Genomic DNA, 26,119 nt, shown 5'->3' on the forward strand with positions numbered 1-26,119 from the left:
ACTGCGCAATCGTTCGAAAACACCGTTGGTGGCCACTCACTCCCACCTTGGCGTGTTCTCCGGGCAAGTTAACCGTACCGTAAGGCCGGGCAGTTTCGTGTGAACTGGTTCACACAAGCCAAAAGAATTTCGCAAAACAACTGAAAATTATGTGAATTGTTCCGAGATCAGACGCTCTTCCAGCCCGTGACCCGGATCAAAAAGTATCCTGTGGGTGATCGCTGGCTCGGATCTGATTTCGACCCAATCGATATCGGGGAACGCAATGGAATCGGCGGCAACGATGACAGGGCGCTTGTCCGCGTCCAGCACGTCGAACCGCACTTTTGCGATCTTGGGCAGCAACGCGCCGCGCCACCGTCGCGGGCGAAAGGCCGCAATCGGCGTCAGCGCCAGAACGTCCGAACCGATCGGCAAAATGGGGCCGTGGGCCGAATAATTATACGCCGTCGAACCCGCCGCCGTGGACAGCAGCGCCCCGTCACAGACCAGTTCTCCCATGCGCACCCGGTCATCCACGCTGATCTTCAACCGCGCGGCCTGCGGCCCTGCCCGCAGCAGGGATACTTCGTTGATCGCCAGCGCCTCGTGCAGTGCGCCCGAGTGGTCCATCGCACGCATAGCCAGCGGGTTGATGACCTCTTCCTCGGCATCTGCCAGCCGGTCCATCAGATCGTCCTGGTGGTATTCGTTCATTAGGAAGCCGATGGTGCCCCGGTTCATGCCATAGACCGGTGTATCCAGATGCTGCGTGTTTTGCATTGTGTGCAGCATGAAGCCGTCGCCGCCCAAAGCGACCACGACATCCGCGTCCCTTGGGGCGGCGTTGCCATATCTGGCAACCAGATCGTCGCGGGCCGATTGCGCCACCTTGGCATCGCTCGCAAGAAAGGCGATTCTCTTGATCATGTTTTCCGGTTTCCGGTCCTGCACATTTGGTTCCGAAACAAACATACCTTTCCCCAATAGGCCAGTCTTGACGCCACAGAGGGCCATTTCGTCGCTTTACGGCTGTTACCCCGGGCATGTTTCCGATAGGAAATCCGCCAGATAAACCCCAGTCCTGTGGAGCCACTATGAACGCCAACCTTCGTGATACCGGTTTCTTCACCCAGTCCCTAGCGGATCGTGACCCCGAGCTGTTTGGCTCGATCACATCCGAGCTGGGCCGTCAGCGCGACGAGATCGAGCTGATCGCCTCGGAAAACATCGTCTCTGCCGCCGTGATGGAGGCGCAGGGCTCGGTGATGACCAACAAATACGCCGAGGGCTATCCCGGCCGCCGCTACTATGGCGGTTGCCAGTTCGTCGATATCGCCGAGAATCTGGCGATTGACCGCGCCAAGCAGCTGTTCGGCTGTGAGTTCGCCAACGTTCAGCCCAACTCAGGGAGCCAGGCCAACCAGGGTGTGTTTCAGGCGCTGATCCAGCCCGGCGATACCATACTGGGCATGTCGCTTGACGCAGGCGGCCACCTGACCCACGGCGCAAAGCCCAACCAGTCGGGCAAATGGTTCCACGCGGTACAGTACGGCGTCCGCAAGCAGGACAACATGCTGGATTATGATCAGGTCGAGGCGCTGGCTAAGGAACATAACCCCAAGCTGATCATCGCAGGCGGCTCGGCCATCCCGCGCCAGATCGACTTTGCCCGCATGCGCGAGATTGCCGATATGGTCGGTGCCTATCTGCACGTGGACATGGCGCATTTCGCCGGTCTGGTGGCGGCGGGCGAACACCCCTCGCCCTTCCCGCATGCGCATGTGGCGACGACCACCACGCACAAGACCCTGCGCGGTCCGCGTGGGGGTATGATCCTGACCAATGATGAAACTATCGCCAAGAAAGTGAATTCGGCGATCTTCCCCGGCATTCAGGGCGGCCCGCTGATGCATGTGATCGCCGGCAAGGCCGTGGCCTTTGGCGAGGCGCTGCGCCCCGAGTTCAAGGACTATATCAAGCAGGTCGTGACCAACGCGCAGGCGCTGTCGGACCAGCTGATCAAGGGCGGTCTGGACACCGTGACCCACGGCACCGACACCCATGTGGTGCTGGTCGACCTGCGCCCCAAAGGCGTCAAGGGCAACGCGACCGAAAAGGCTTTGGGCCGGGCGCATATCACCTGCAACAAGAATGGCGTGCCGTTTGATCCCGAGAAGCCGACCATCACCTCGGGCATCCGTCTGGGTTCCCCCGCCGGGACCACCCGCGGCTTTGGCGAGACCGAGTTCCGCCAGATCGCTGACTGGATCATCGAAGTTGTCGACGGTCTGGCCGCCAATGGCGAAGACGGCAACAGCGCGGTCGAAGCCAAGGTCAAGGCCGAAGTCGCCGAGCTTTGCGCGCGCTTCCCGATCTATCCGAACCTGTAAGCGGTTTGAATAAAATGAAAACGGCGCCCTAGCGGCGCCGTTTTTTTGTGGGTCTTCGCGTGGGCGGTCACAGAAATCCGCGCCACAACAGGACGATCAGAAACAGGGCGGCAAGGGCCAGCAGGTTGAACGCCAGCCCGCCCAGCAGCCCCAGAAACCAGCCCCATCGGCGATCCGCCAGATTGATCGCGGTCAGATGCGCCTGCACCTCTTCCGAGGCCTGGATCAGTTTCGGGTTGTCCAGAACAAGCCGCAACTTGGGATGGGCGGCCATCTGCTCGGCCTGCGCCAGAACCATCGCTTTCTTGTAGATCCGGCGCGGCAGACGGCGTTTTGCATGCCGGACCGAGGCCGTCAGGGTCTTGTCCCGCACGCCCAGCTTTGCGCGCAGCAGCGCGATCGTTTCGGCAATCCGGCTCTGAATATCTGTGTCCTGCGACATTGGACCCTCCTGAACGGGCAATCTACCCGTCACGGGGGCCGCAAACAATGGGGCTGGTCGTTTCGCGCTGTGCCGGTTATCACCCGACCATGCTGCACACGATTGTTCACGGTGAACCCACCGAAAATCCCCCTTTGGTCATTGCGCACGGCCTTTATGGCTCGGCCCGGAACTGGGGGGTGATTGCGAAACGTCTGTCGGATGAACGGCGGGTGATCGCCGTGGGGATGCGCAATCACGCGTTCAGCATCTGGACAGATCAGCACACCTATCCGCAAATGGCCGAGGATCTGGCCGAGGTGATCCGGCATTTCGGCGGGACGGCGGACGTGCTGGGCCATTCGATGGGCGGCAAGGCCGCGATAACGCTGGCCCTGCAGCACGGTGATCTGCTGCGCAAGCTGGTCGTCGCCGACATCGCGCCGGTGACATACGGCCACAGCCAGATTCAGTTCATCGACGCGATGAAAGCCGTGGATTTCTCGGGCGTCTCGCGACGGTCGGATGTGGAACAGCAACTGGCCGGGCTGGGCGTCGAAGCGGCGCTGCAAAGCTTCTTTACCCAGTCGCTGGATATTCCCGGCAAGCGGTGGTTGCTCAATCTGGATGTACTGGCGGCGGAAATGCCCAAGATCATGGGCTTTCCCGACCTTGAAGGCGCGTGGGATGGACCGACATTGTTCCTGTCAGGTGCAAGCTCGGACTACGTGCTGCCGGAGCACCGCGCCAAAATCCGCGCGCTGTTTCCCAGCGCGCGTTTTGCCAAGATCCCCGGTGCGGGGCATTGGCTGCACGCCGAAAAACCCCGCGAGTTTGAAGCCGCCGTCAGAACCTTCCTGAACGCCTAAGGCGTTTTGCGTTTTATCTGAAACAGACTGATCGAAATGCGGTTCGACTGAAGGGAGAGGCAGCGCATTTCGATTCAAATCAAACGCAAAACGATCTGATCACGCCGCGCCCTGATACAGGCGTCTGGCAACCAGCCACGATGCGGGTGCGGCGACAACAGCACCGACCGCCGCAGCTGAGACGATGGCCGCGACCGAGACCATCCCGATGGACAGCACCGCGATAACGGCGGATCCGGCCAAAGCGGTCGCGATCAGAGAATACAATGTGGCGGCAAGGCGTATCATGGCCGGTCATCCTGTTGATTGGAGTTCTTCCGCCATATTACGCAATTCGAATGTGACCCACCTTGATATGGGTCAGATCAGGCAGCCATGATTGGTTGACCTAGTGCTCGCGGAACGCGCGGGACATGCTGTCTGTCACCGGCTTGGCGATATAGGCGGCAAAGGTGCGTTCTTCGGTCTGGATCATGATCTCAGCCGGCATGCCAGGCGTCGGAATGAACCCTCGCACACGCCCCAGCTCGTCCGGGGTCAGAGAGATACGGGCCAGATAGACCTCTTGCGGCACGCCCGTTGTATCCTCTAGCAGCGCGTCCGCCGAGATATAGAACACCTCGCCCTGCAGAACCGGTGTGGTCCGCTGGTTCAGAGCGACCAGCCGCACCGTGGCCTCCTGCCCCGTTGCGACGCTGTCGATTTCGGTGCGGGGGATTTGCGCCTCGATAATCAGCGGGGCGTCGGCGGGCAGTATCTCAGCGATGGGTTCGCCGGTTTCAATCACGCCGCCGGGGGTGTGATAGTGCAGCCGGACAACCGTGCCGGTGACCGGAGCGCGCACAACGGCGCGGGCCAGAACGCTGCGCGCCTGCCGCGATTTCTCGCGGACACTTTCCAGATCGGCTTCGATCACGCCCAACTCGTCCAGCGCGGCCTCGCGATAGGCGGCCTTGGTGCGTGCAATCTGTTCTTCGTATTTCAGAAGCATCTGGTTGATTTCCGCTGTCTCAGCCTGCAACCGGGCGTGCTGGCCTTCGGCTTCGGCCTGAACGCGGCGGATGGTGTTCAGGTCGCCCTTGCGCACCAAACCCTTATCGAATAGAGACTTTTTCGTATCGTATTCTTCCTGCAAAATCTCTGCGCGCCGCACCATGCTGGCCAGTTGCGCCTCGAACCCGCTGGCGCGGATTTTCAGCGCTTCCATATTGCGTTCCAGCAGGGCCACGTCATTCAGCAACGTCTTGCGCGACAGCTCAAAGCTCAGCTTTTGCCCGTCGAGGATTGTCATCACCTCAACATCTTCCGACGCTTCGATCAGGTTGGCGGAAAAGCTCAGCTTGTCCTGTTCGCGATATTCGGCCAGAAGGCGTTCGGTCATCGCCTGCAGTCGCGCCTGACGGATGAAAAGCTCGCGCTCATTCGCCTCGGCCGAGGTCTGGTCCAGCGTCATCAGAACTTCGCCAGCGGTCACGGTCTGGCCTTCCATGACCTTGATCTCTTCGATGATGCCGCCTTCGAGGTGCTGCACGATCTTGTTGCGCCCGGTGGCCACAAAGCTGCCCTGCGCAATCACAGCCGCCGCAAGCGGCGCGCTGAAGGACCAGACGCCGAAGCCACCGAAACAGACCACTAGCATCACCATGCCGATCACAATCAGCCGGTTGATCGAGCGTGGAACCTCGGCATACCAAACGGTGGGATCCTTGGCAGAGTCGTCTACGGGTACAAGATCGTTCATGGTCAGCCCCCCTGCTGGCCTTCAATTCCGGGCTGTTTGCGAGATGCAGCCAACTGCTGCAGAACCTGCTCACGCTGTCCGAACAGCGCCACGCGCCCGTCGGTTAGCAGCATGATTTTGTCCACCACGCTCAGCAGCGTCGGTTTCTGCGTGATCACCACGACGGTGATCTTGCTTTCCCGCGCCTGTTCAATGGCACGGGCCAGCGCCTTGTCGCCCGCCACATCGAGGTTCGAGTTCGGCTCGTCCAGCACCACCATCCGCGGGTTCCCGAAGAAAGCGCGCGCCAAGGCGATGCGCTGTTTCTGACCACCAGACAGGGGTGAGCCATCGGCGGCCACCACCGTCTCGTAGCCCTGTGGCAGAGTTGCGATCATGTTGTGCACATCGGCCAGCACGGCGGCATCATGGATTTGCTCATCCGTCGCGTCCGCGCGCATGCGTCCGATGTTGTCCTTGATGGTGCCGGGAAATAATTGCACGTCCTGCGGCAGGTATCCGATGCTTTCCCCGAACTGGCGCGGATCCCAGTTGCGGATGTCCATGAGGTCCAGCCGCACGCTGCCCGAGGTTGGCAGGATCGAGCCCACCAGCGTCTTACCCAGCGTGGTTTTGCCCGCGCCGGAATTTCCGATGATCGCCAGCGTCTCGCCTGGATTGAGCGAGAAGCTAATCCCGTTCAGCACAACGCGCTTGGTGCCGCCCGGAACATAAAGCAGCCGTTCCACATCGACCCGGCCTTCGGGGCGCGGCAGGCGCAGTTTTTCGAACTGCAGGGCCGAGCTCGACAGCAGCGCGTTGATCCGGCTGTAGGCCCCGCGTGTCATCAGGAAGGCGTTCCACCCTTCGATGGAGCCTTCGATCGGCGCAAAGGCGCGCCCGGCAATGATCGATGCGGCAATGACCATGCCGCCGGTGATCTCACCCTGCAGGGCCAGAAACGCGCCCCAGCCCAGAATGCCGATCTGGGTCAGCAGGCGTATCGCGCGTGAGATAGCGGCAAAAACGACATTGCGGTCCTGCGCCCGCACCTGCCAGGTCAGGGACTGCGCGGTGTCGCGGCCCCAGATCCGCACGGCCTCGGGGATCATGGCAAGCGCGTTGATGATCTGGCTGTTGCGCGCCATCGAATCCAGATGCTGGTTCGCCATGGACTGCGCCCGGTTCGCCTCGGAGAAAGGCTTGGCGGTCATCTTCTGGTTAATCAGCGCGATAGTCATCAGCAGCAGCGCCGTGACCACAACGATCATGCCCAATTGCGGGTGCACCAGAAAGATCATCAGGATGAACATCGGTGCGAACGGGACGTCCAGAAAAGAAATCAGCGTGCCCGACACCAGAAAACCGCGCACCTGCTGCAGATCGCCCAGCGTCTGATACTCGCGCCCGCTTCCATGCAGCGAGGCATGGGCGGCGGCGCTGAGCACTGGTGCGCCAAGGCGCGCGGCAACCTCGACCCCTGTCCGCATCAGCATGAACCGCCGGATCGCGTCAAAGGCGGATTGGAAAATCACCGCCCCTGCAACAATCGCTGTCAGCATGATCAGCGTGTCCAGCGACCGGCTGGTCAGCACCCGGTCGCTGATCTGGAACAGATAGATCGGGATCGCTAGGATCAGGATGTTGGTTGCGCAGGTCAGCACCAAAACGAACGCCAGGTTGCGCCAGATCGCCCGCATCGAGGTTTTCAGCGTTTGCTGAAAATCCTCGGGCGGGGTGCGCTTGTGGAAAGTTTGGGGTGGCCCATTCCCGCCACCGCCGCCGGACTTGGCCCGCATCAGTGGCTCGTTTGCTTTGGCCTCAATCGTGGTGCCTATGCGATCACCGCCGGATGCGGGCGCTGAGGGGGTCGTGCGCGCTGTGGCATCCTTGGCGGGTTCGGGACCGAGGTCATCGCCATCGGCCACCCCTGCGCCACCGCCCGCAGGGTCTTTATCTTGCGCGGGCTGCGGCTGTGCGCGCCGTTGGGGAGGAACGGCACGCGTTGTCTGCTGGTCTGACGTGTCTTGGGAGTTCCGTGGCCGGGTAGTATCCTCCTTTGAATGCACAGACGGCTTTTGTTCCGCCGCCGCTTTCGCCGCCTGTCTTTCATCCGATTCAAGCACGCGCATCTCCTCGGTCAGACTCAGGCGCGCTGCGCCTTTGGTGCCCGACTTCGGGCGCGCCGCCCGGTCGCCTGCTTCAGGCTTCAGCGGGCCAGTGCCACCGTGCCGATCCAGAGGGCTGGCATATAAGGTACGGCGCGACGAAAACATAATCGACATCTACTAACCTTCTGGTCACTCGTAAAAACATGGGAAAAATCAGGCCAGCATGGATTGCAGGCCGTCTTCGGTACTGAACTCTTCCGTTGGCGTCAGTTGCGGAGCTGTTCCAGCCTCCATTTGCCCGCCGGACGCCTCTTCCATGATCATGGCAATCGCTTCATTGGTCAGTTCCGCGATTTCTTCATTGTCCGGCATGTCAATCAGGCTGGCCTGATGCAGCAGCAGATCGGAATACTCGCCCTCGCCGGTCATGACCACTGAATCCACGCCGAACTTGGTGATGTCAGCGGAATTCAGAATGGCGTTGCTGCCAGCGACCACGTCGGTTTCGGCGGCGTTGGGCCCGGACAGATGCACATCGTCCTGATCCAGCATCATCGTGACCTGTTCCATGATATTGACCTGCATCAGGTCGCCATCGATCTTCAGGACCCGCATCTGCTCCATCCCGGCAAACATCGGATCATTCAGCAACGCCTCTTCCAGCGCTTCCATATCCATCTCTTGCAGCGACATCGCATTCGAGATGTTGTCACCGAGATCCTCGTGCGTATCCTCGCCCATCGTGGTGATCGAGGCGTCATTCATCACAAGGTTTTCGTCGTCGCCGTCTTCGTGAGTGGCGGGGATGACCCCCGTAATGATATCGTCATCCATCAAGGCGATGCTCTGCTGCAGAACATCGACCGAAATCATATCCCCACCGATCATGATCAGGTCGTAGTAGCTGCCAAGCTGAATGATGTCGGTCACATTGACCATCTCGTTGTCACCCAGTGCGTACAGCGTGGACGAGGCCGAGATTTCCGTCTGGATGTGGTCCATATCCGTCGCGTCGATCAGCTGGCTGATGAAGTTTGCGACGACCATATCGCCATGGACCCAGTCCACCATTATGAAGGCGGGCTGCTCTGTGCCGCCGTCCAGCCAGGACGCTTCTTTTGCCTCGACCACAATCTCGGAGGATTGAATGACGTTGGTGCCGCTTTCGGTTCCCGGCACGCCCTCGTCCCAATCCGATACAGCCGCTACCTGGCTGATCATTGTCAGGCTGATCGACTGTCCGCCAACCGCGATATACGGTGCATCGACCCATGCAACGGTGGTCGAGATCGCGTTGATCGCCAGATTTCCGCCAGCGATTACCGTATGCCCTTCATCAAAATCCGGATCTTTCGACTGATCCCATTCGTCAGGAAACTGCGCCTCGTACTCGGCTTCGGCTTCCTCTGTTTCATCGGGCTGATGATACTCGGGCAGCAGATCCTTCCAAACCGGGGCTTCGTCCACATATTCGCCGTTTACAATGATGCCAAGCGCATCTTGGCCGTGGAACTGGTGAATGGTGACGCCCTCGATATCCGAGGTCATCGGGTTCTGCATCTGCTCGGCCAGTTCCTTTACAGCATCGACGGATGCGTAATCCGCGAGGCTGAAGGATGGCGCAGCAAAGGCATGCAGGGACAGGGCGGTATCCAGAAACGCTTCGCCCTCGGCCATGAGCGCCTCGGTATCGCGGAAGTCGCCCTCGCCTACGGTATCATTGTCGCGCAGGAACAGCTTTTGCAGGGTGACGGTCACGGCTGAACCCAAGGGTTCGATTTCCGGACGAATGAAGAGCACCTCGAAGTTTATATCAGGGCCCCCGAAGATAGACTCGGGAACGAACCGTTCGGACAGCGGGACGCCATCAAGGTAAATCGCGGCTTCCTGAATGGGGCCAAACGGGGCCGGCGGCAGCGGAATATCTGCGGGCGGCGCGTCGAATTTGTAAGGAAGTGGCTTGTAATCGCCCGGAGCAAGTTCGAGCTTGGCTTTGACATTGATTTTGATGGGGTCTTCAAGTTCATCAAGCTCGGCTTTGCGCCGCATGGCCGTGAACTCTTCGTACTGATCCCGCAAACGGGCCTGTTCAGTGGTTAACTCAAAAGTTCCAATAAAATGGGCAATCTTCTCGGTAATACTGTCAAGGGCCATATCGGTCATCCTTTACACCCGCACCGGCTGGAATTTCCGCTTTGGGTTCACTTGACCGAGGCCGCAGATTACGGCCCCGGCGTTATCGTTAAAATCACGGGGCCCGAAATTGCGAGCCCCGTTTTACTGTTTACGCGTCGGTGTCGTCGCTTGCGTAGGACGACGTCATCGAACCGCCAACCATGGTCGTGTCGACCGAGTTACCAAGCACGTTGGCACCCATGACGATCGACTGGTTGAACGCCGATGTATCGACAACGGCTGCTGCCGAAGCGTAGGACTCGCCGGTCACGATACCATCGCCACCGTTGTTCGAACCCCATGCGCCGCCGTTACCGCCGGCTCCGCCGTCGCCCGAATAGGCGCCAGCCGCGCTACCACCGGTGATCGTGCCACCCATGGTGTCGCCGGACATCGCCGAACCGGTTGCCGCGCCACTGGTTCCGCCGGTTGCAGCAGATGCACCACCGGCACCACCTGCGCCCGAGCTTGCCGCGCCGGTCGCGTCGCCGGACCCGGTCGAGGTCGCGTCGTTGTCCGAGCTACCCGCACCGCCGTAACCCGCAATGGCTTCGGCCAGGGAGTCTGCCGCACCAGTATTGTCGGAGTCACCCATGACATCAGCAGCACCGCCGCCGCCGGCAGTATTGGCCGCATCGGCAGATCCCGCACCGCTACCGGACGAGGTTGCTGTCGGCGTGGTCGTGCCACCGGCACCACCGTCACCGTCGGCCGCCGCCGTACCGGTGCCAGTACCGTTTGCCGCACCGTCGGCATCGTTCGAGCCGCCGGCACCACCGCTACCATCGGTCGCTTGCGAGTTGTCGGCCGATCCGTTCACGTCGCCCGAGGTCTGGTCGATGTCAGGTCCGCTTGCGGACTGATCGCCAACCGCCTGCGCATCGGCATCCGAGTCAGCCGTACCGCCGGAACCGTCACCGCCGGAACCATCGCCGCCGTCGCCGTCTCCGCCAGAACCGTCGCCGCCGTTTCCGTCGCCGCCGTTGCCGTCACCGCCTTCACCGGCTTCGGCATCAACCATGCCTAGCTCTTCCTGCAGGGCCATGATTGCCGCTTCGACCAGAGCCGCGAAACCGCCTTCGCCAGCACCGCCGGTGCCGTCACCGCCAGTTCCGTCGCCACCGGTTCCGTCACCGCCGGTTCCATCACCACCGGTTCCGTCGCCGCCGTCGCCGTCAGCAGAGCTGTCTGCCGCGCTGGATGCAGTACCGTCCGCGTCATTGCTTCCCGCGGTCGCGTCATTGGCTTCAGTGTCTGCGTCGCCGGAGTTCGATGCCGAGTTGTCTGACGATGCACTACCGTCGCCACCGTCCGCACCATCGGCACTCGTGTCGTTGGTCGCGTTGCCGTTGCCGTTGCCGTTGGAGTCAGAGTCGCTGTCGCCGCCATCAGCGTCGCCATACGCGCCTGCACCCGACAGACCAAGGCCAAGGCCCAGACCGAACGAGTCCGCGCTGCCGCCAGCACCGCCAGTGCCCTGACCGTTGGCGTCCGCAGAACCGGAGTTGCTGGCCGAAGACGAGTTATCCGCGTCTCCACCATAACCACCAGAGCTGTCACCGTCGGATGCTGCAGTCGAGGTGCCTACACCCATGCTGGAGTTATTCGCGTCACCTGTGGAACCGCCGTAACCGCCGGTCGAGGCCGCGTCTGCGCTACCGGTATGACCGCCCAGAGCATGTGCATGACCGCCACTGGTCGCCGAGCTTGCATCACCGCCATAGCTGGTGCCGCCGTAACCGGAGTCGCCGCCATTAGCATTGGAACCGATGCCTTCTTCCGCATGGGCGTTGCCGCCATGTGCGTCGCCGTTCTGGGTAAATGTACCATCATTCGACACTGACGCAGACTCGAGCGAGTCGTTGTCATCCAGGCTGTTCACCTGGTTGTTGACTGATGACATCGCCGTCCCGGCACCATCCATTGAAATGTCCAGGTTCATGTCGTCGCCGGGATCGTAATCCAGATCGCCACCAGCGCTGATCACGTCACCAACGGTCGCGTCATCGCCCAGGTCCAGATCGACCTGATCGTCATCGCGCGGAATCCACTCGCCGCCTCCAAAGTCGATATTGATGGCGTTGTTGTTCGAGTTGTCGTTGCTGTCGTCACCGGCATCCAGCGTCTGAGACTGGTCCTGATCCTGACCTTGGTCCTGACCCTGATCCTGGCCTTGTTCTTGGCCCTGATCCTGGCCTTGTTCTTGGCCCTGATCCTGACCCTGATCCTGTGCCTGATCGTTCGAACTTTCGACGTTCTGATCCTGCTGCTGCTGTTGAGCCGTCAGGTCCGCGTCAATCGTCGCTTCTGCGATTTCCACGTCGGTATCAAGTTCTGCGGAGAGGTTTTCGACATTAATTTCGTCGACGGTCGTAACATTGGTATTATTTGTATTGCGTCTCATAACAATAATCCATCACTGATACGCCAGACCGCCATTCATCTACAAAGCGGTATTCGGCGTGTTGGAAACAAAAAACTCCACATTCAGTCGCTGAACTGCGCTGGATGCGGTCGTCTGTTATGTGTCGTGCCCACCTCCTTTCTCGGCTTAGCCGAATTCGCGACCGCTTTTGGTTGAGCCAGAATAGGCAGTGCGCGGGCACGTAAGGATCTTGAAGCTTCCTGAATTGAAGCCCTGCCATGGTTGCAGGGGCACCAGCCGCCGCCTAGCTGCCTGAAAGTACTAATGAGGTTAAACTACTGTTTTATATATATTTTAAGTGCTGAAAACTTGCTCACGGGGAGTTTCGCACGGACTCCTCGCAGCTTCCCGGTCGAAAAAAGAAATCCAATTGTTTCCGCAATTTAGGCACAAAATTGCCCCAATTACCTAAACGAAAGTTCTATACAAGGCGTCGATTTGCATTTGCCTTATTGATGGAAATTCTACTTTCAGGTATAGTCTGAGCACTATTTAATTGAATACACTACCCTTTCACCGCACTAAACCTCAGCTTAATTAACGAAACAATTATTGTCTCAATTTTTACCGGAGAGAATAATAATGAGTGGCCCTGTAATGAGTAATTCTCAATCCCAAAGTGCCGGTTACGAAGACTTCTCGATCAATTTTATTGGCAAGGAATTATTCTACTCGAATCAAACCCTAAGAAGTGTTCACAGTGAGTTCGGTGTTCAGGCCCTGCGGCACGAAACGCTCGACGCGCTGGCTGAAACCCCTGCGGCGGGCGGCAGCGTCATGGTGGTCGATCAACTCCTGCTGGATGATCTTCTGACCCGCCCGAACGATTATATCCGCAATGCCGCGTCCGGGTGCATGGCCTTTGCCTACCGCAAGGAAGAATCGGCCCGTATCCTTTTCGAGAACTGGGATCGGGGTCAATTCGGCGACATTGGTTACCTTCCCATGAACGTCGCGCCGGATGTGTGGCGGGCGATACTCAGATTGCTGATGCATGAGGAACTGTATCTGCCCTGCTTCCTCGCCAACGCCGTGTCCAAACCCATCCCCCATGCAATCGGGCCTGCGCCCACCCCTGCATCGCCCCGCGCCGACAGTCCGAAACTGCAAAGCCTGTACGCCAAACTGACGCGCCGGGAAAAGCAGGTTCTGCGTCTTGTCTCTCAGGGCGAAAGCAACAAGGTCATTGCCTCGCGGCTGGGTATCACCGAGCACACGGTCAAGCTGCACATGCATAACGTGGTGGGCAAGATCGGGGTCAGCAATCGCACCGCCGCGGCCCATTTCTATTTCGAGGTCGCGCCAAACGACGCGCAGATTTCAATTGACTGATCCTTTCGAAGCCCGGTTCGACCGCCTGATCCTTCTGGTCGGCAAGTTGAACTATATGTGGACCAACACCGAAAGCCTGCTGATCCACCTGATTGCCGGCCTGAGCGGGACGTCCAAAGATGTCGCCGTAATCATTTTCCTGACTCTGAACACGACCAGAGCCAGGATTGATCTTGTTGAACGTCTGGCCAAAATGGATGGCCGCCCGGCCGAGATACGGGATCCGATCCTGAAGCACACGCACCGCCTTAGCAAACTGTCCGGCATCCGGAACAAATTCAATCACTGCATCTACTCGTTCGACAAAGAAAGCGGGAACCCAAAGACCATCCTGATGCGCATCTCGGACCGCAAAACCGACATCAAACTTGGCCGGGAAGACACGGTAGACGACGACGCGATACACGAGATCGAGGCCGTGGTCGAACAACTGTCAGCCGCAAACCGAGACATCTGGCGCCTGATTACTGAATTGGGGTATCCGGTCTAGTTGCAACCTTGAGGCACGACGCCGCGTGGCCGAGGCGCTGGAATCCAAATCCAACTCTGCGAAAAAACTTGGTACCCGCGGCCGGACTCGAACCGGCACGGCGTTTCCGCCTGGAGATTTTAAGTCTCCTGTGTCTACCATTCCACCACGCGGGCAAAGCGCCTTGACCCGCCGTCGGGCCTGAGAAATCACTAATGCGACAAAGTCATGAATACAATGTGTTTCAGACTGAGGAAGGCGGTTAATTTGGGTTGCCGCGCCCACCGGTTTGCTCACCCCACCTGGCCGCCCATCGTTCATCCAATCGGAGCGCCTTAGTAGCCCCATTCCACGCGTGCGCACGCGCGAGGCGTCAAACAAAAAACGCCTTGCTGATCACTGCAGCAAAGGAATCTGGACTCGGGATCGCACGTACTTTTGCTGTGGTCAAACTTTGGTGGTTCTGTCGTTCCGAACAACCACCCGAAACCAAGGTGATACTCCCCAAAACCGCATCCACCGCACAAAACACGAGGCATCGCCCCCAAAACGAGCAGGACACAGAATTGATAAATTGATTCGAACTGGCTCAAATTTATCGAGAGTATTGTTTCCTGAGTTTCATTGACCTCTCGTGGCGACAACAGGGGAAGGAAGGGTTTTTACCTGAACACTCCAGATTCTTTATTAACCCCTTAAAATAAAATATCTTTTTACTGTCAATTCGCGCTACAGGACCGTATGTCAGGCGTTTCCGTTGACACGCGTTTCAGGCTCCAAATGCAAGTCTGAACTGTCAAACCTGGAATATTTGGCACCTGATCCGAGGCCCAGACACTTGTAACCGACAGGCTGAACGGTGTGGTGGTGGTTGATGCAGGAAAAAAGCGGGCCAGCTCTTTCGAAGGGAAAGTGCCGCCACAAGCTTCGAAATACCCGCTGATCAGATCGCCGGTGGTGTTTGTCATTATTGAGCCGACGTACAAGGAATACTCAGCACCAAGTTCTTGTTTGTCGGTATAGCGCAGGTCGATGAAAATGCGTTCGCCGTCCTGAACTATCGCTGCCCGCATAGGGTCCGACCAGCTTGATGGAACGCCAGCTGTGGTACTGTCGCAGGCATATCGTCCTTCGTACTGGCCGGTTAACGAGAAGCTCTCGGAATAGACTGCTGAAGCACCCTGTCCAAGCAATGAAGTTGCCAAGAGAATGCATGCAAAAATTTGTTTCACGTTCATAATCGGCCTCCCCAACCCGTTCGCATTTGGATGGCATTGTCACAAATCATCTGAGCGTCGTTCAGTTACGTCTCGGAAATGATGTCGCCACAAGTCTATGCCCAGACCACCGCTGCGGTCCAGCGAAGACCCGACACCTGAATCGGCGTCAATTGTTGGCTGCAAGCCTGTTTCAATAACTCCTCTTAGATTACAGCCTTTGGTCTACCCGTAGCTACGGTTTCGCCAAGGCCAGCTTGTTAGCGTCGAGTTTATCGCCTTCCGTTTCATCAAAAAAACAGTTGGTACCATTCTTCTCCAAAAGCATCGTCGCGCCTGGATTTCGGAACACAGTTAACATCGAGGTGCTCCTTGAAGACTTCGATAGCACCTGTCCGCAAGTCACAGAACAAAACCTGCAAGACCGTTATCGAACCATGCAATCTGTTATCGGAACCGGTTTGCCATAATTCTCTCCCGATCCGATCAAAACGCCAGCGTCGCCAGGTATTGCACAGTTCGACATGCAGCGCGGCGCGAACACGTCTGGGCGGGCATCGCAAATGAAGCCATCTATGTTCGGCATTGTCACTTGCAACATGCTGTCGCGATCCAGGGTTGCGCCGGCGGGTAGGATGTCGTTCAGGACCAGGATGTACGCAGTAATCGCGTAGACTTCATTGTCGCTGAGGGAATGGGCCGTCGCAAAAGGCATTGCACGGCGGACGTAATCAAAGAAGGTTGTAGCATACGGCCAGTAGCTGCCCACAGTTTGCGCGGGCTGTTGTTCGGTATCGGTCAAAGGCGGTTCCGAACCGACGAGGGTGGGAAACGCACCGCGATCCAGCAGAACCTTCACGCCAACGCCTTTTTCGCCATGACAGGCGGAACACTTTTCCCTGTATATCTGGCCGCCCTCTTCGGCATTGCCCGTTCCATCGGGAAGCCCGGTGCCATCGGGGAAAACGCTAAGGGACCAAACCTCCAGATCTGCCTCGGAGATTGTCTGGCCAAGACACAAGGGGCGATCACTGCAATCGGCGGTCTGCGCAACAGCCGGCGCAGAGGCTGTTGACAGCAGAGCGGCAAAGAAAATCAGGCTAACCCGTCGCATTATACACCTCACCATTGCTTTCGACCCGCCACGTTTGGATGCCGTTGTTGTGGTAGGTCGAAAACTTGCCGCGTGCTTCGACAAGTTGCTGAACGAAGGGTTGCGTATAGCCGGTTTCGTCCGTGGCTCGGCTCATTAACAGTGTCTCGCTGCCGTCCCATCTCCAGGGCAGGGTGAATTCGGTCAGGCATTTCGACATCACCGGCTCTGACAGCTGCGCTTGGGTCCAGTTTCGCCCACCATCCAGTGACACATCCACGTGCGAAATCTTCCCGCGTCCAGACCAAGCGATGCCCCGGATCTGGTAGAACCCTTTTTCCGGCAGGGACTGGCCGCCTGATGGGAAGGTGATGATCGATTTGGCCTCCATCACCAGCGAAGATATCCGCGCCCTGCCGGATTTCAGCAGATCGGTGTATTGACCGGTTTCAAATGTCGCAAACAGGGGTTGGTCAGTCACCTCTATCCGCTGCACCCATTTGATGTTCAGATTGCCTTCGCAACCCGGAACCAGCAACCGAACCGGATACCCCTGTTCGGGGCGCAGCATTTCTCCATTTTGCGCAAAAGCCAGGATGCAATCGTCCAAAGCCCGTGCCATCGGAAGGCTGCGTGCCAATGCTCCGGAATCCGCGCCTTCGACGATCAGCCACTTGGCCGTTTCAGTATCAGCCCCGGCATCTCGCAAAAGGTCGGACAGCCGCACGCCGGTCCATTCTGCGCAGCTGAGGAGGCCGTGAATGTCCTGCGCGGTTAGATATGGAGACGTTTCCTGCCCGCCATAGGTTGCTTTGCCCCAAGTCAGATCGCTGTTGCCGGAACACTCAAGAAACCTGAACGCGGTGACAGTGGGAAAGCGGCGCAGATCCTCCATGCTGAGTTCAAGGTTGCGATCGACAAGCCCGTGAATGACCACTTTGTGCTTTGCCGGATCCATGTCGGCATACCCGCCGTGGGATCGTTCATAAAACAACCCGTTGGGGGTGACGATCCCGCGCAGATCCTGTAGCGGCGTGCCGGTCCAGGAGGATTCGTTCATCGGCGGGACATACCCCTTTGGTGCATGCTGGGATGGGGTCGGGCGACGGATCACTTTGTGTTCATAGGATGACGGGTGGCCATAGGGATTTGTTCCGACCGGATCGCCCAATTCGGTTGCCCAGGGGCGTTGTAGGGGGCCGGCCGCCGCGCCCTCAGCCCCGAGCCCGGCAACCAAACCAGCCGCCGTGCCAGTGGCAATGCCGGCACCGCCCGTCAACACGCTGCGCCGCGTAAGGTCGGTACCGCGCTTGCCCTGCTTGTCTTCATCATCACTCATGTCAAAATCCACTTTTCCCGTTCTGAGCCGCCGCGACCTAATTCAGTATTGCCTCAATATCGGCTTCGGTAAATTTGGGCAGGTCTGGTGTTTCAGCCGCAAAGGCGTATCGCAGGAAATTAGCCAACTCCACGATCTGCGCCGGTGTCATACGGTCCTTGAAGGCAGGCATCGGGCTGGAATTGGGTACGGATCTGGGTTCGGGAAAGCCATTAACGATTGCATAGAGCATGTTGCGGCCCCCAACCTGCGCCAGCGTAGAGTTGCCCGCCAGTGGCGGCGCCCCATCTTTCACACCCTTGCCGCGCGGGCCATGGCACATCGAACAATTGTTCAAATACAATGCCCGCCCCTCGGGAAATGAAGCTGCGGTCTCGGCATCCGCAGCGGCCAAAGCGACGTTGTCGTTAACCCTTGGGGCTGATGGCAGATCCAGAAGATAGGTTGCCATGGCGATCCGATCTTCATCGGTCAACTGCGACAATGAATTCTTAACCACCAGATACATTTCCTTGAATGCAGTTCCTTTGGGTCCTTTGCCCGTTTTGAAGAATTCGGTCAGATATTCCGCGGTCCAGCCGCGCTGTTTCAGAGCCTCGGGCCGAATATCGGGGGCTTCATAATCTGCAAGCGGTGCCCCGGCCAGCGCCCGTCTACGCTCAGCGGCACCAAAGGTGTTATGCGGCGTGTGGCAGGCACCGCAATGGCCCAGACCTTCGACCAGATAGGCACCCCGGTTCCAGACCGCGTCCCGGGACGCGTCGGGTTCATATGTTCCCCGCTTCGCAAAGAGCACATTCCAAAAAAGTACAAGCTGTCGAATATTGAAGGGAAAGCGCAGTTCGTTTTTCGGAACGCTTTTGTCGACCGGCGTCAGGGTCATCAGATACGCAAGCATCGCATCGGAATCTTGGCGCGTCACCAGGTGGTACGATGGATAGGGCATTGCAGGATAGAGGGGCTGAAAGGTCTTGTACGAGCCAAAAGCGAGGACTTGGTAGAACTCGGCCGAGCTCATGCCTTTGATGCCTTCTTCCGACGGGGTGATGTTCGCGGAGTAAATTCCGCCGAACGGGGTATCAATCCTGAGCCCGCCTGCGAACGCTGCTCCGCCTTCGGGGGTATGACAAGACGTGCAGTCGCCTGCTGCGGTCAGATATTTCCCTCGCGCGATGGTTTCGGCATCCGTCGCAATCGGCTGGTTCTCGACACTGGGTACGGCCCACAGCCAGAAGAAAAGAATGGTCAATACCACTGCGCAGATGACAATTCCAAGAATAACTTTGAACAAATGCGCCATAGGTGCTTCCCGACCAATCAATTCGATCTCGAGGGTATTGGGACAATGCTAAAGCATTACCACATCTACACATATCTGTCTTGGGGCGTTGTTTCGCCAAACGTTGCCCGGTTGTCTATGTTTGGATTTGGACGTGTTTAGCGCTCAGTCAAATACGAAAAACGCGGATACAAGCGGCGAAACCATATCGAGGTTTTGTTTGGCAGGCTCAAAGTCTTCCTCGTAGCAACCGCTATATTCTAAAAACGCATCCTGAAACTAGGCCGCAAAATACCTGAAGTGCTACCAACCCAAAACGGGTTGATAGACGAAATGAACCATCAGAGTGCACAGGGCAATGCCGCACAAATTGAGCCAAAACCCCGCCCGCGCCATATCGGTGATTTTAAGATCAGGGTTCGAAAACACGATCGCATTTGGGGCGGTCGCTACTGGCATCATGAAAGACATATTGGCTGCAAGCGCGGCTGGCACTGCCAATAAAAGCGGGCTCCAACCGAACCCGACGGCAACGGCGGAAACCACCGGAAGTATCGTTGCGGCCGAGGCTGGGTTTGACATGATCTCGGTCAGAAAGACCATCATCGCAACGACCAGAAACACCATGGCGAAAACCGTGATGTCTATTGCTGACACCTGTTCTCCGATCCAATCCGCCAGCCCGGTGATTTGAAACGCCAAAGCCACCGCCAGCCCGCCTCCGATCAGGATCAATACGTTCCACGGCAATTTCACAGCGGTTTCCCAATCCAGCGCGAATTTCGTCATATCTGCATTTACCGGGGTCGCGAAAAGCAACAAAGCTGCGATCAATGCGACGCCGGTATCCGTGATTGGCAACCCGGTGAAATGCGTAATCTGGTCCCCGAAAATCCAGCCGGTTGCGGCCAGACCAAAGACCGCTGCAACGGTCTTTTCCGCACGGCCCATGGGCGGAAGCCGTTCCCGTTCAATGCGCACCGCGTCGGCAAGGTCGTTATCCACCAGGCCCTCGCACCGAAACAAGACAAAGCACAACAAGGCCCAGGCAATAAACAACATGACCATTGTCACCGGTAGACCGATCATCAGCCAGTCAACGAACTCGACCGTAATGCCGTATTCACCGGACATGATTGTCGCCAGCAAAGCATTGACGGGCGATCCGATTAAAGTGGCCATTCCGCCAATCGATGCGCTGTAGGCCACCGCAAGCATCAGGCCAACGGAAAATCGGCGCAGTTCATCCGAGCCTGCAACTTTGCTTTTGATGAAATCGATGACGGACAGTGCAACGGCATACATCATGATTGTTGCCGCCGTATTCGTGATCCACATCGAAAGAAATGCGGTGGCAATCATGAAGCCCAGGGTCAGATTGCGTGGCCCCGTACCGGCCCTTGAAACAATTGCCAGCGCGATCCGCCTGTGAAGGCCGACAGCTTCAATCGCCATGGCAAGCATGAACCCACCCAAAAACAGGAATATGAGGGGATGGCCATAGGCCTGCGTGACCGTAGTAATCTCGGCAACTCCGGCGAGCGGCATGACGACAACCGGCAGTAATGCCGTTGCGGCCAGAGGTATGGCCTCACTGAGCCACCATGCAACCATCCACGCCAACAAGGCCAGCAACGTCCAGCCCGCATCGGACATTCCGGGCGGTGGATCAAGCGACTGAACAAGGAAAAACAGTATCGGGCCCGACAGAAGCGACAAGATTACGCGCCAACGGGAACGGACTGACTGGACTTGAAGCTCCTGCATGATACCAACCTTCGGTGTGGCAATCCCGGCGATATGTCTACGCAGCACTCATGGCCGCGGCTAGTGTCAGACTAGGGCAAACATCTGGCTAATGTCATCTGCAGGGTTTTTTAAGGTGTTGCGGGCGATAAACCAAACGGTTTGAGCAGCCTAAATTTACGCGTTTTCCGAATTGGTAATGGCCATGCAAGGCCAGACGGGCGGGTGATTGATAGCCGGTGGCTGATTGACCTGCGGACGTTCAGAGCGGCGCTGATCCGGCACAGGACGACGGGTGCACATCTTATGATGGGCGACAAGCGCAACGCCGATGGCACGTGCTTCAAGTGGTTTGATATTCGGTCGTTCCCGAAGAAGCCGGCGTTGGTGGTGGCGCGAGGGTGAAGGTCAGGCTAGCGCTTGAACTGCTCCAGCGTTGTTTTCACGTTACTAGTGTGCTCAAACCCTTAGATTAGAGTAAAATCAATAGAGTGCAGCCTATCGAAAATGATCCATTTCAGGACGCGATTGTTCGCTTTGTCGACGACGCCAGGAAAAAGGCCGACACCGGCAGCAAACTTGGAGCGCGGCGTATCACGCCGCCTTTGGCGTTGCCGGGGCGCTCGGAATAATTGTCGCAACGCTTTCCCAGAGCACCTTTCCAAATGGCTGGGCGACACACAAAGACACGGTTATCACGGTTCTGTCAGTTTGTGCCGCACTTTTGACCTTCGTAGGTGGCTTTGGTGGATTTGAGCGCAAGTGGCGTTCAAACCGGATTTATCGAACCGAGTTGGACCTAATTCGCATAGACTTGGCAAATCCGAACAAGGATATTGATCAAATCCGTGAGGCTGTACGAGAATCGTCAATTCGCCACAATCAAGTGGTCGTTTCATCGGAAGAGTAGCTTTTCCGCATATTGCAACTCGTGCCAGTAACAGCTCTTAGACGGCCCAAAATCAGCGCGCTTGTCCCCAAGCCCTAGAACGGGTCGGACCCACTTAGCGTCAAACGCAATACAAGTCTGAGAATTGAAGTGGCGCCCCCACACTGAATTTTTCCGCCAACTGGCACCGCATAAGTAACTGATTTTTCTCGCCATCTCAAGCAAGCAACTTCTCTCAGTGCCCCCCTTTGTGTCACCTCTCACCACGAGCCACATAGATCGTTGTAAGATCTATATTGGTTCTTCTGTAGAATATTCTTCGGGTTCTTCAGGAAGGGCAACTATTTCGCCCGCACAAATTTGCAAGAACTTCCCAAAGGATTACCTAAAATTGTTATAGTTAGCAGTTCCCTTGCGGCATCTTCGCTTAAGGGATTAATTTTAGTGTTTATTAAGAACTTCGATTGCCCAAATTCTAAGTTGGTCTGACCTGCTTTCGTCCTCTTTGGGTTCTCTTGATAATATGCCAACGGCTATGGTGAAACTCGAAAGTCGATCTAGCGACGAAACAGAAACCTGTACTAGGCATGGTTTTATCACGCTGCGGTTTTCTAAACGTGACCTGAATTTTATACGATTGACAATAAATTATTACGAAAATTGTCAACTATCACTCTGGCTCCACGCCTCTTTCGCATACCCATGTGAGACAGATATTGAAGCGTGCGAAGCTGCTAGGTTAGCTAGAGCCTGCCCTAACTCGGGATTTTTGTCGAAGCCTTCAACAACGATTTTCATTTGACCTTCCTGACGCCTAGTCTCCATATATCGCTCCAGCACCCTTAATGCGGCGGAAATCACCACTGTAGAACCGATAACTAGTGTGGATATAGTGATTGGCTCTCCCGCAAGACCGTCGCTTGTTTTGATCTTTCGTTCAATTTCAACTTCGTCAATCAAATCGCCACTCAAAGAATCAAGTATTTCTTGGATAATTTGCTCTGTTTCAGAACCAAAGTCTAACAACATCGTGTAATCCGACATTCTAATTTCCCCCTGTAGCAATGTTAGCCATTCGCGTTAACTTCTCTGGAAACATGCATTCTCTGTAATCCTTTGGAACAAATGGGTATGAACTGCAAAAGTTAGCTGCGAAGTATTGGCAATCAACATGATGGCAGCGACGAATTGAATCCGCCAACCCTGGACTTACAACACCCTTAAGCGCACTCAACAAAACGATTAAGTCCAGCATGACGCCTCTTGCCTCACTGTCACTCAAAGAGGGAGAATCGACTCCGCCAAAGGCCCCTCTAGGATCAAAGTTTCCCAATGGGTAAGATAACGTTTCGCCGCTTGGGAAGAATAAAGTCGCCACCCGAACGTCTGGATGCTGCATATTGGCGTACGACTTGGACATCCCTTCTGGAATTAAGCCCGGAAAATCAATGCAGGCCGCGAGGACCGAATCCCGAGTCGCCAACTCTTGCCAGTCTCTTGATGCCTCCGATAGTATTGGGTGCGCCGCCGACGATCCTAGTCCAGCGTAACTTCCACCCAAGAAAACTTCGGGCTCCAAAAAGTAATAGCACTCTTCTTCGAGATTAATCTTCTCAGGATACATGGGAAACACAACATCGTAATCCAAGTCTTTCAGCCAAGACTGAAGTGTGTCCCGGAACTTGTACGGGTTTTCTCCTGCAAATTGATCTTCCAGAAGAATTAACTCATCCTCAAGCTCAAAAGTAAATCTATTCAAAAGATCACAAAATGCTCTTTCCGGGAGGCTTGTGTGAAAAGCAGCGTTAATCAATGGCAAAATAACTTTTAGAATCATGGAACTGCTGTCTGTGACGTCGGTAAGAAAATCCAAGACCTTGAAATATGCCGGGTTCCGTTTTCGCCATCTTCTGAACACAAGCGGGTCATCCGGCTGCTGAGAGCTTTGCTCACAAAACTTCTGCCAGTCGAATACTGATGCTGCGCACTCCAGTAGCTCCTTCGCCGAAAAAACACAGCGCCTTTCCGCCTCACAGTCAGAACTACATCTGATACTGAAAGATTTGTCTGAATTCCCAACAAGAACGTACTCCCGATCTAAACGCTCAAAAAGTGTAAAACTGAAACTTGATGCAACCCAATTCTTCCAATTTACATCAGCGTTAGACAAATCCCGAAAGGCCAGCCAACCTTGCCTAAAACACTCATTGGCGTAGGCATAAACAAACGGCAAACGAAGACCCTGCCAATAATGGTATTGTTCGTGTAGTCTGACTTTTACATCTCGCTCAGTTAGCGCATTAAATATAGGAGTGAAGTCCGCGCCCTTTACTGCTGGGTTTTCCTTCAGTATTTCATCAAAATCTCTTCCGTATTTTGAAACATCAATATTATCGTAAATAATAAATGTTGTTGTATCAATAAACGATCTAATCATTTTACTTTTGGCTTCCAGTCGCTCAAAGCGCACTTGGAAACGGTCATCCGCTGACTAAATAAGTGAGATTTTGCCGATTAAGAAATGAAAGATTATGCTTACCATCTAATTTCTCAATCCTTTATCTTAACAACTGCAACGCTATCGAATAGAGACCAAAAACCCTTCTCTGCATCAGGTGACAATGATCTTTCTGCATCAGGATTGTCCTTTGTTGAAAACACAACTGGAAGCCATGTTCTGGAGCTATAATCCTTAAGAGCCTCTGCGACAGGTAGTTCAAGAAAAGCTCCGTCCATCTTAACGACAAATGGGGCTGTTGGGAGGGCATAAATCTTTTTTTCTACAAGCAATTTTAGCACTGCGTCGACAAAATCTGAGTTTAAGGCAGTCCAAATTACTAAGTTCCTGTAACCGGGGTAGTAAAGATCTCGGTGACCATCGGCTTCGTCTCCCAAGATTATTCTCGAAAGCGAATAGGCACTCGGCGTCATGTCCTTTGCCACCTCAGTCAGAATCTCTTCTTCTAAACTCATGGCGATGCAGTCCTGCTCCAAGAGAGCCGTCCTAAACAGCGATCTGGGCGACCCTAAATCGATATGGAAAACTAAATGACCAATCGTTTCTACCATGAAACGGCTTCTCCTACAAGATTTCGGAAGGTAAGCGCTCCAGCAATGGGCTCCCGAGTAGGTGGCGTCACATAACGACTTTTTTCAGACCTCTGCCGGAGATCAGGTTCTACCTCTCTGTTCGAGTTACACGGAGTATCTGGGAGCCATCAAACGGCAGACCAAGCATCCATCATTCCATTCAATCGACTGATATTAAACGGCTAAATAGAATGGCAGCAAATCATGTCTCACCAAACGTGCTTCGCTGACTTGGTCGTGAGTTGTGCAAATGAGAGGAGCGGGTGCGCCCCTCTCAAAACACTGTCAAACAAAAATGAAGACGTCATCCATCGCAAACTGAGTTCCGAAGCCGTTAAGGTCGGGGTCGTTCGTGCCGCCAGATGATACAAACTCAATTCGTTCAACATCTTTAAAATCGTTCCCAAAAACGAAATCGATTTCACCATCAGTATCGAGAATAATCGTTTCGTTTCCGCGCTCAACATACGAACCATTGATAAGATCATAGCTGGTTATCGTTAGCTCAAGATCATTGTTCCAAGCTGATGTAAAAGAAGCCCTGTCTAGATCAAAGCCACCGTCATTCGTGATCGAACCGGGAAGACCTCCACCATTGAATGCAACCCAATCACCAGAAGTGTTGCCAGTGACATAACCAGCTCCCTGATCGAAGTATGATGGAGCATGGATTGCAAAAAGATTGTCGAAATCAAACCCTTGGATCGCTTGGTCAATATCTCCAAAATATCCAAAACCATCGTAGATCAAGTTGGTTGTATTGAAGATAAAGAGGTCATCGAAATCTAAAATTTGCCGTGGTCCCTGCTTCGGCAAGTTGACGTCCACGCCGCCTTTTGGAGCGAAATCCTTCATAAGTGCAGCAGTGGATGAGTAAGTTCTCACAAACTCATCCGGATCAAATAGGATTCCCAGATTTACACCTTGGTCGAACTGGGACTGGGTATCGTAGGCACCGCTGTATATACCTCCTTGAGTAAAATTGGGTTGGTCAAAACGCAATTCAAAGTGCAGATGCTCATCGGTACCCGTTCCCGTATTACCTACGAGACCAAGCGTGTCGCCTATGTCCACGAAATCGCCTTTGCTTACCAAGGGCGCATCTTCCATATGAGCGTAGAAAGAATAAACCGTCTCTTGGCTTGGCAATGTGTGTTTGAGAATTACGTAATTTCCAAATCCGCCACCACTTCCGTCGTCGAGGCCAACTTCATAAACTTCTCCGTTAGCGACGGCGAAGATATATTGCTCGGCTTGAGTACCGCTAAAACAGTCGTAGTCAGCCCCTAGATGATACCAATCTGGCGTACTGGTTCCCCCAACGTTAATTAGCTTATCGACTTCGTTCGAATTGTCTCCAAACCCAAATGTTTCTTTAGCCCGAGTTTCATCGACTGGAACAATGAACTTTGTCGCTTTTTTGGCTTTTCTCGCCATAACAATCCCCCACTAGTAAAAGGCATGCAACAAACCGCATGCGTTAGGGTCAGGATGCATTGATTTCGGCTGCGCTGCGTGATTCACGAGTTGGAAAACGGAGCGGTGACATGAGCGACCTTTTCTGGCTGAACG

At 55.7% G+C, this 26,119-nt stretch carries 21 protein-coding genes and 1 tRNA gene; 4 read left to right on the forward strand and 18 right to left on the reverse strand.

From position 1 onward, the window contains the following. Positions 1-147: 147 nt before the first annotated feature. Positions 148-909, reverse strand: coding sequence for an NAD kinase (locus ACR0K1_RS04795; RefSeq protein WP_480613365.1), 762 nt, complete (start codon positions 907-909; stop codon positions 148-150). Positions 910-1,076: 167 nt separating this feature from the next. On the opposite strand from ACR0K1_RS04795, the gene glyA reads away from it, so the two are divergent. Then, complete coding sequence (gene glyA / locus ACR0K1_RS04800) at positions 1,077-2,372, forward strand: serine hydroxymethyltransferase (protein ID WP_480849000.1); 1,296 nt, start codon at positions 1,077-1,079, stop codon at positions 2,370-2,372. Between the two features lie 67 nt (positions 2,373-2,439). On the opposite strand, the gene ACR0K1_RS04805 is transcribed toward glyA, so the two are convergent. Continuing rightward, a complete protein-coding gene (locus ACR0K1_RS04805; RefSeq protein WP_480613362.1) occupies positions 2,440-2,814 on the reverse strand; it encodes a hypothetical protein in 375 nt (124 codons plus the stop codon). 47 nt (positions 2,815-2,861) lie between these two features. On the opposite strand from ACR0K1_RS04805, the gene ACR0K1_RS04810 reads away from it, so the two are divergent. Next, positions 2,862-3,662 (forward strand): alpha/beta fold hydrolase, encoded by an 801-nt coding sequence (locus ACR0K1_RS04810; RefSeq protein ID WP_480613927.1) that lies wholly within the window; start codon positions 2,862-2,864, stop codon positions 3,660-3,662. 99 nt (positions 3,663-3,761) lie between these two features. Here ACR0K1_RS04810 and ACR0K1_RS04815 read toward each other — a convergent pair whose 3' ends face one another. The 5 genes from ACR0K1_RS04815 to ACR0K1_RS04835 form a co-directional block, all read right to left on the reverse strand. After that, a complete protein-coding gene (locus ACR0K1_RS04815) occupies positions 3,762-3,950 on the reverse strand; it encodes a hypothetical protein (RefSeq protein ID WP_480613360.1) in 189 nt (62 codons plus the stop codon). A gap of 100 nt (positions 3,951-4,050) precedes the next feature. After that, positions 4,051-5,403, reverse strand: a complete 1,353-nt coding sequence (locus tag ACR0K1_RS04820; protein ID WP_480613359.1) for an HlyD family type I secretion periplasmic adaptor subunit — start codon at positions 5,401-5,403, stop codon at positions 4,051-4,053. A 2-nt stretch (positions 5,404-5,405) separates the two neighbouring features. Next, positions 5,406-7,667: a type I secretion system permease/ATPase gene (locus ACR0K1_RS04825; protein WP_480613357.1), complete on the reverse strand. Its 2,262-nt coding sequence runs from the start codon at positions 7,665-7,667 to the stop codon at positions 5,406-5,408. 39 nt (positions 7,668-7,706) lie between these two features. Continuing rightward, the gene (locus ACR0K1_RS04830; RefSeq protein ID WP_480849004.1) at positions 7,707-9,647 is read right to left on the reverse strand and encodes a type I secretion protein; all 1,941 of its coding nucleotides are present in this window, start codon (positions 9,645-9,647) and stop codon (positions 7,707-7,709) included. Positions 9,648-9,777: 130 nt separating this feature from the next. Beyond that, entirely contained in the window at positions 9,778-12,072 is a 2,295-nt protein-coding gene (locus ACR0K1_RS04835; protein ID WP_480849006.1) for a hypothetical protein, read from the reverse strand. 618 nt (positions 12,073-12,690) lie between these two features. On the opposite strand from ACR0K1_RS04835, the gene ACR0K1_RS04840 reads away from it, so the two are divergent. Next, the gene (locus tag ACR0K1_RS04840; protein ID WP_480849008.1) at positions 12,691-13,425 is read left to right on the forward strand and encodes a helix-turn-helix transcriptional regulator; all 735 of its coding nucleotides are present in this window, start codon (positions 12,691-12,693) and stop codon (positions 13,423-13,425) included. Next, on the forward strand, positions 13,418-13,915 hold the full coding sequence (locus tag ACR0K1_RS04845; protein ID WP_480613350.1) for a hypothetical protein: 498 nt from the start codon (positions 13,418-13,420) through the stop codon (positions 13,913-13,915). The genes ACR0K1_RS04840 and ACR0K1_RS04845 overlap by 8 nt, the downstream gene beginning before the upstream one ends. 69 nt (positions 13,916-13,984) lie before the next feature. Here the strand turns inward: ACR0K1_RS04845 and ACR0K1_RS04850 are convergent. The 11 genes from ACR0K1_RS04850 to ACR0K1_RS04900 all read right to left on the reverse strand — a co-directional run bounded on the left by ACR0K1_RS04850 (position 13,985) and on the right by ACR0K1_RS04900 (position 25,984). After that, a tRNA-Leu gene (locus ACR0K1_RS04850) sits at positions 13,985-14,070 on the reverse strand. A 543-nt stretch (positions 14,071-14,613) separates the two neighbouring features. After that, positions 14,614-15,132 (reverse strand): hypothetical protein, encoded by a 519-nt coding sequence (locus ACR0K1_RS04855; protein WP_480613348.1) that lies wholly within the window; start codon positions 15,130-15,132, stop codon positions 14,614-14,616. Between the two features lie 214 nt (positions 15,133-15,346). Further along, the gene (locus ACR0K1_RS04860) at positions 15,347-15,472 is read right to left on the reverse strand and encodes a hypothetical protein (protein WP_480613346.1); all 126 of its coding nucleotides are present in this window, start codon (positions 15,470-15,472) and stop codon (positions 15,347-15,349) included. Positions 15,473-15,538: 66 nt separating this feature from the next. Next, positions 15,539-16,225: a c-type cytochrome gene (locus tag ACR0K1_RS04865; RefSeq protein WP_480613344.1), complete on the reverse strand. Its 687-nt coding sequence runs from the start codon at positions 16,223-16,225 to the stop codon at positions 15,539-15,541. Continuing rightward, positions 16,212-17,543 (reverse strand): sulfite dehydrogenase, encoded by a 1,332-nt coding sequence (gene soxC / locus ACR0K1_RS04870; protein ID WP_480849012.1) that lies wholly within the window; start codon positions 17,541-17,543, stop codon positions 16,212-16,214. Before soxC ends, ACR0K1_RS04865 begins: the two co-directional genes overlap by 14 nt. A 37-nt stretch (positions 17,544-17,580) precedes the next feature. Beyond that, on the reverse strand, positions 17,581-18,792 hold the full coding sequence (locus ACR0K1_RS04875; RefSeq protein ID WP_480849015.1) for a cytochrome c: 1,212 nt from the start codon (positions 18,790-18,792) through the stop codon (positions 17,581-17,583). 333 nt (positions 18,793-19,125) lie between these two features. Further along, positions 19,126-20,589 carry an SLC13 family permease gene (locus tag ACR0K1_RS04880; RefSeq protein ID WP_480849017.1) on the reverse strand — a complete coding sequence of 488 codons (1,464 nt, stop codon included), beginning with the start codon at positions 20,587-20,589 and terminating at the stop codon, positions 19,126-19,128. Positions 20,590-22,120: 1,531 nt separating this feature from the next. Further along, entirely contained in the window at positions 22,121-22,501 is a 381-nt protein-coding gene (locus tag ACR0K1_RS04885; RefSeq protein ID WP_480849020.1) for a hypothetical protein, read from the reverse strand. 1 nt (position 22,502) lies between these two features. Then, on the reverse strand, positions 22,503-23,894 hold the full coding sequence (locus ACR0K1_RS04890) for a hypothetical protein (protein WP_480849022.1): 1,392 nt from the start codon (positions 23,892-23,894) through the stop codon (positions 22,503-22,505). A gap of 113 nt (positions 23,895-24,007) precedes the next feature. Next, complete coding sequence (locus ACR0K1_RS04895; RefSeq protein WP_480849024.1) at positions 24,008-24,526, reverse strand: hypothetical protein; 519 nt, start codon at positions 24,524-24,526, stop codon at positions 24,008-24,010. A gap of 306 nt (positions 24,527-24,832) precedes the next feature. Next, the gene (locus ACR0K1_RS04900; RefSeq protein WP_480849026.1) at positions 24,833-25,984 is read right to left on the reverse strand and encodes a M23 family metallopeptidase; all 1,152 of its coding nucleotides are present in this window, start codon (positions 25,982-25,984) and stop codon (positions 24,833-24,835) included. Between the last annotated feature and the right edge of the window lie 135 nt (positions 25,985-26,119).

It is taken from the genome of Ruegeria sp. F5, assembly GCF_056533845.1.

What these genes read in the sequence shown, in the direction of transcription:
- ACR0K1_RS04795 (WP_480613365.1), bottom strand. Translation starts at nt 909, where the DNA reads ATGATCAAGAGAATCGCCTTTCTTGCGAGCGATGCCAAGGTGGCGCAA.
- glyA (WP_480849000.1), top strand. Translation starts at nt 1,077, where the DNA reads ATGAACGCCAACCTTCGTGATACCGGTTTCTTCACCCAGTCCCTAGCG.
- ACR0K1_RS04805 (WP_480613362.1), bottom strand. Translation starts at nt 2,814, where the DNA reads ATGTCGCAGGACACAGATATTCAGAGCCGGATTGCCGAAACGATCGCG.
- ACR0K1_RS04810 (WP_480613927.1), top strand. Translation starts at nt 2,862, where the DNA reads ATGGGGCTGGTCGTTTCGCGCTGTGCCGGTTATCACCCGACCATGCTG.
- ACR0K1_RS04815 (WP_480613360.1), bottom strand. Translation starts at nt 3,950, where the DNA reads ATGATACGCCTTGCCGCCACATTGTATTCTCTGATCGCGACCGCTTTG.
- ACR0K1_RS04820 (WP_480613359.1), bottom strand. Translation starts at nt 5,403, where the DNA reads ATGAACGATCTTGTACCCGTAGACGACTCTGCCAAGGATCCCACCGTT.
- ACR0K1_RS04825 (WP_480613357.1), bottom strand. Translation starts at nt 7,667, where the DNA reads ATGTCGATTATGTTTTCGTCGCGCCGTACCTTATATGCCAGCCCTCTG.
- ACR0K1_RS04830 (WP_480849004.1), bottom strand. Translation starts at nt 9,647, where the DNA reads ATGGCCCTTGACAGTATTACCGAGAAGATTGCCCATTTTATTGGAACT.
- ACR0K1_RS04835 (WP_480849006.1), bottom strand. Translation starts at nt 12,072, where the DNA reads ATGAGACGCAATACAAATAATACCAATGTTACGACCGTCGACGAAATT.
- ACR0K1_RS04840 (WP_480849008.1), top strand. Translation starts at nt 12,691, where the DNA reads ATGAGTAATTCTCAATCCCAAAGTGCCGGTTACGAAGACTTCTCGATC.
- ACR0K1_RS04855 (WP_480613348.1), bottom strand. Translation starts at nt 15,132, where the DNA reads ATGAACGTGAAACAAATTTTTGCATGCATTCTCTTGGCAACTTCATTG.
- ACR0K1_RS04860 (WP_480613346.1), bottom strand. Translation starts at nt 15,472, where the DNA reads ATGTTAACTGTGTTCCGAAATCCAGGCGCGACGATGCTTTTGGAGAAG.
- ACR0K1_RS04865 (WP_480613344.1), bottom strand. Translation starts at nt 16,225, where the DNA reads ATGCGACGGGTTAGCCTGATTTTCTTTGCCGCTCTGCTGTCAACAGCC.
- soxC (WP_480849012.1), bottom strand. Translation starts at nt 17,543, where the DNA reads ATGAGTGATGATGAAGACAAGCAGGGCAAGCGCGGTACCGACCTTACG.
- ACR0K1_RS04880 (WP_480849017.1), bottom strand. Translation starts at nt 20,589, where the DNA reads ATGCAGGAGCTTCAAGTCCAGTCAGTCCGTTCCCGTTGGCGCGTAATC.
- ACR0K1_RS04885 (WP_480849020.1), bottom strand. Translation starts at nt 22,501, where the DNA reads ATGTCGGATTACACGATGTTGTTAGACTTTGGTTCTGAAACAGAGCAA.
- ACR0K1_RS04890 (WP_480849022.1), bottom strand. Translation starts at nt 23,894, where the DNA reads ATGATTAGATCGTTTATTGATACAACAACATTTATTATTTACGATAAT.
- ACR0K1_RS04895 (WP_480849024.1), bottom strand. Translation starts at nt 24,526, where the DNA reads ATGGTAGAAACGATTGGTCATTTAGTTTTCCATATCGATTTAGGGTCG.
- ACR0K1_RS04900 (WP_480849026.1), bottom strand. Translation starts at nt 25,984, where the DNA reads ATGGCGAGAAAAGCCAAAAAAGCGACAAAGTTCATTGTTCCAGTCGAT.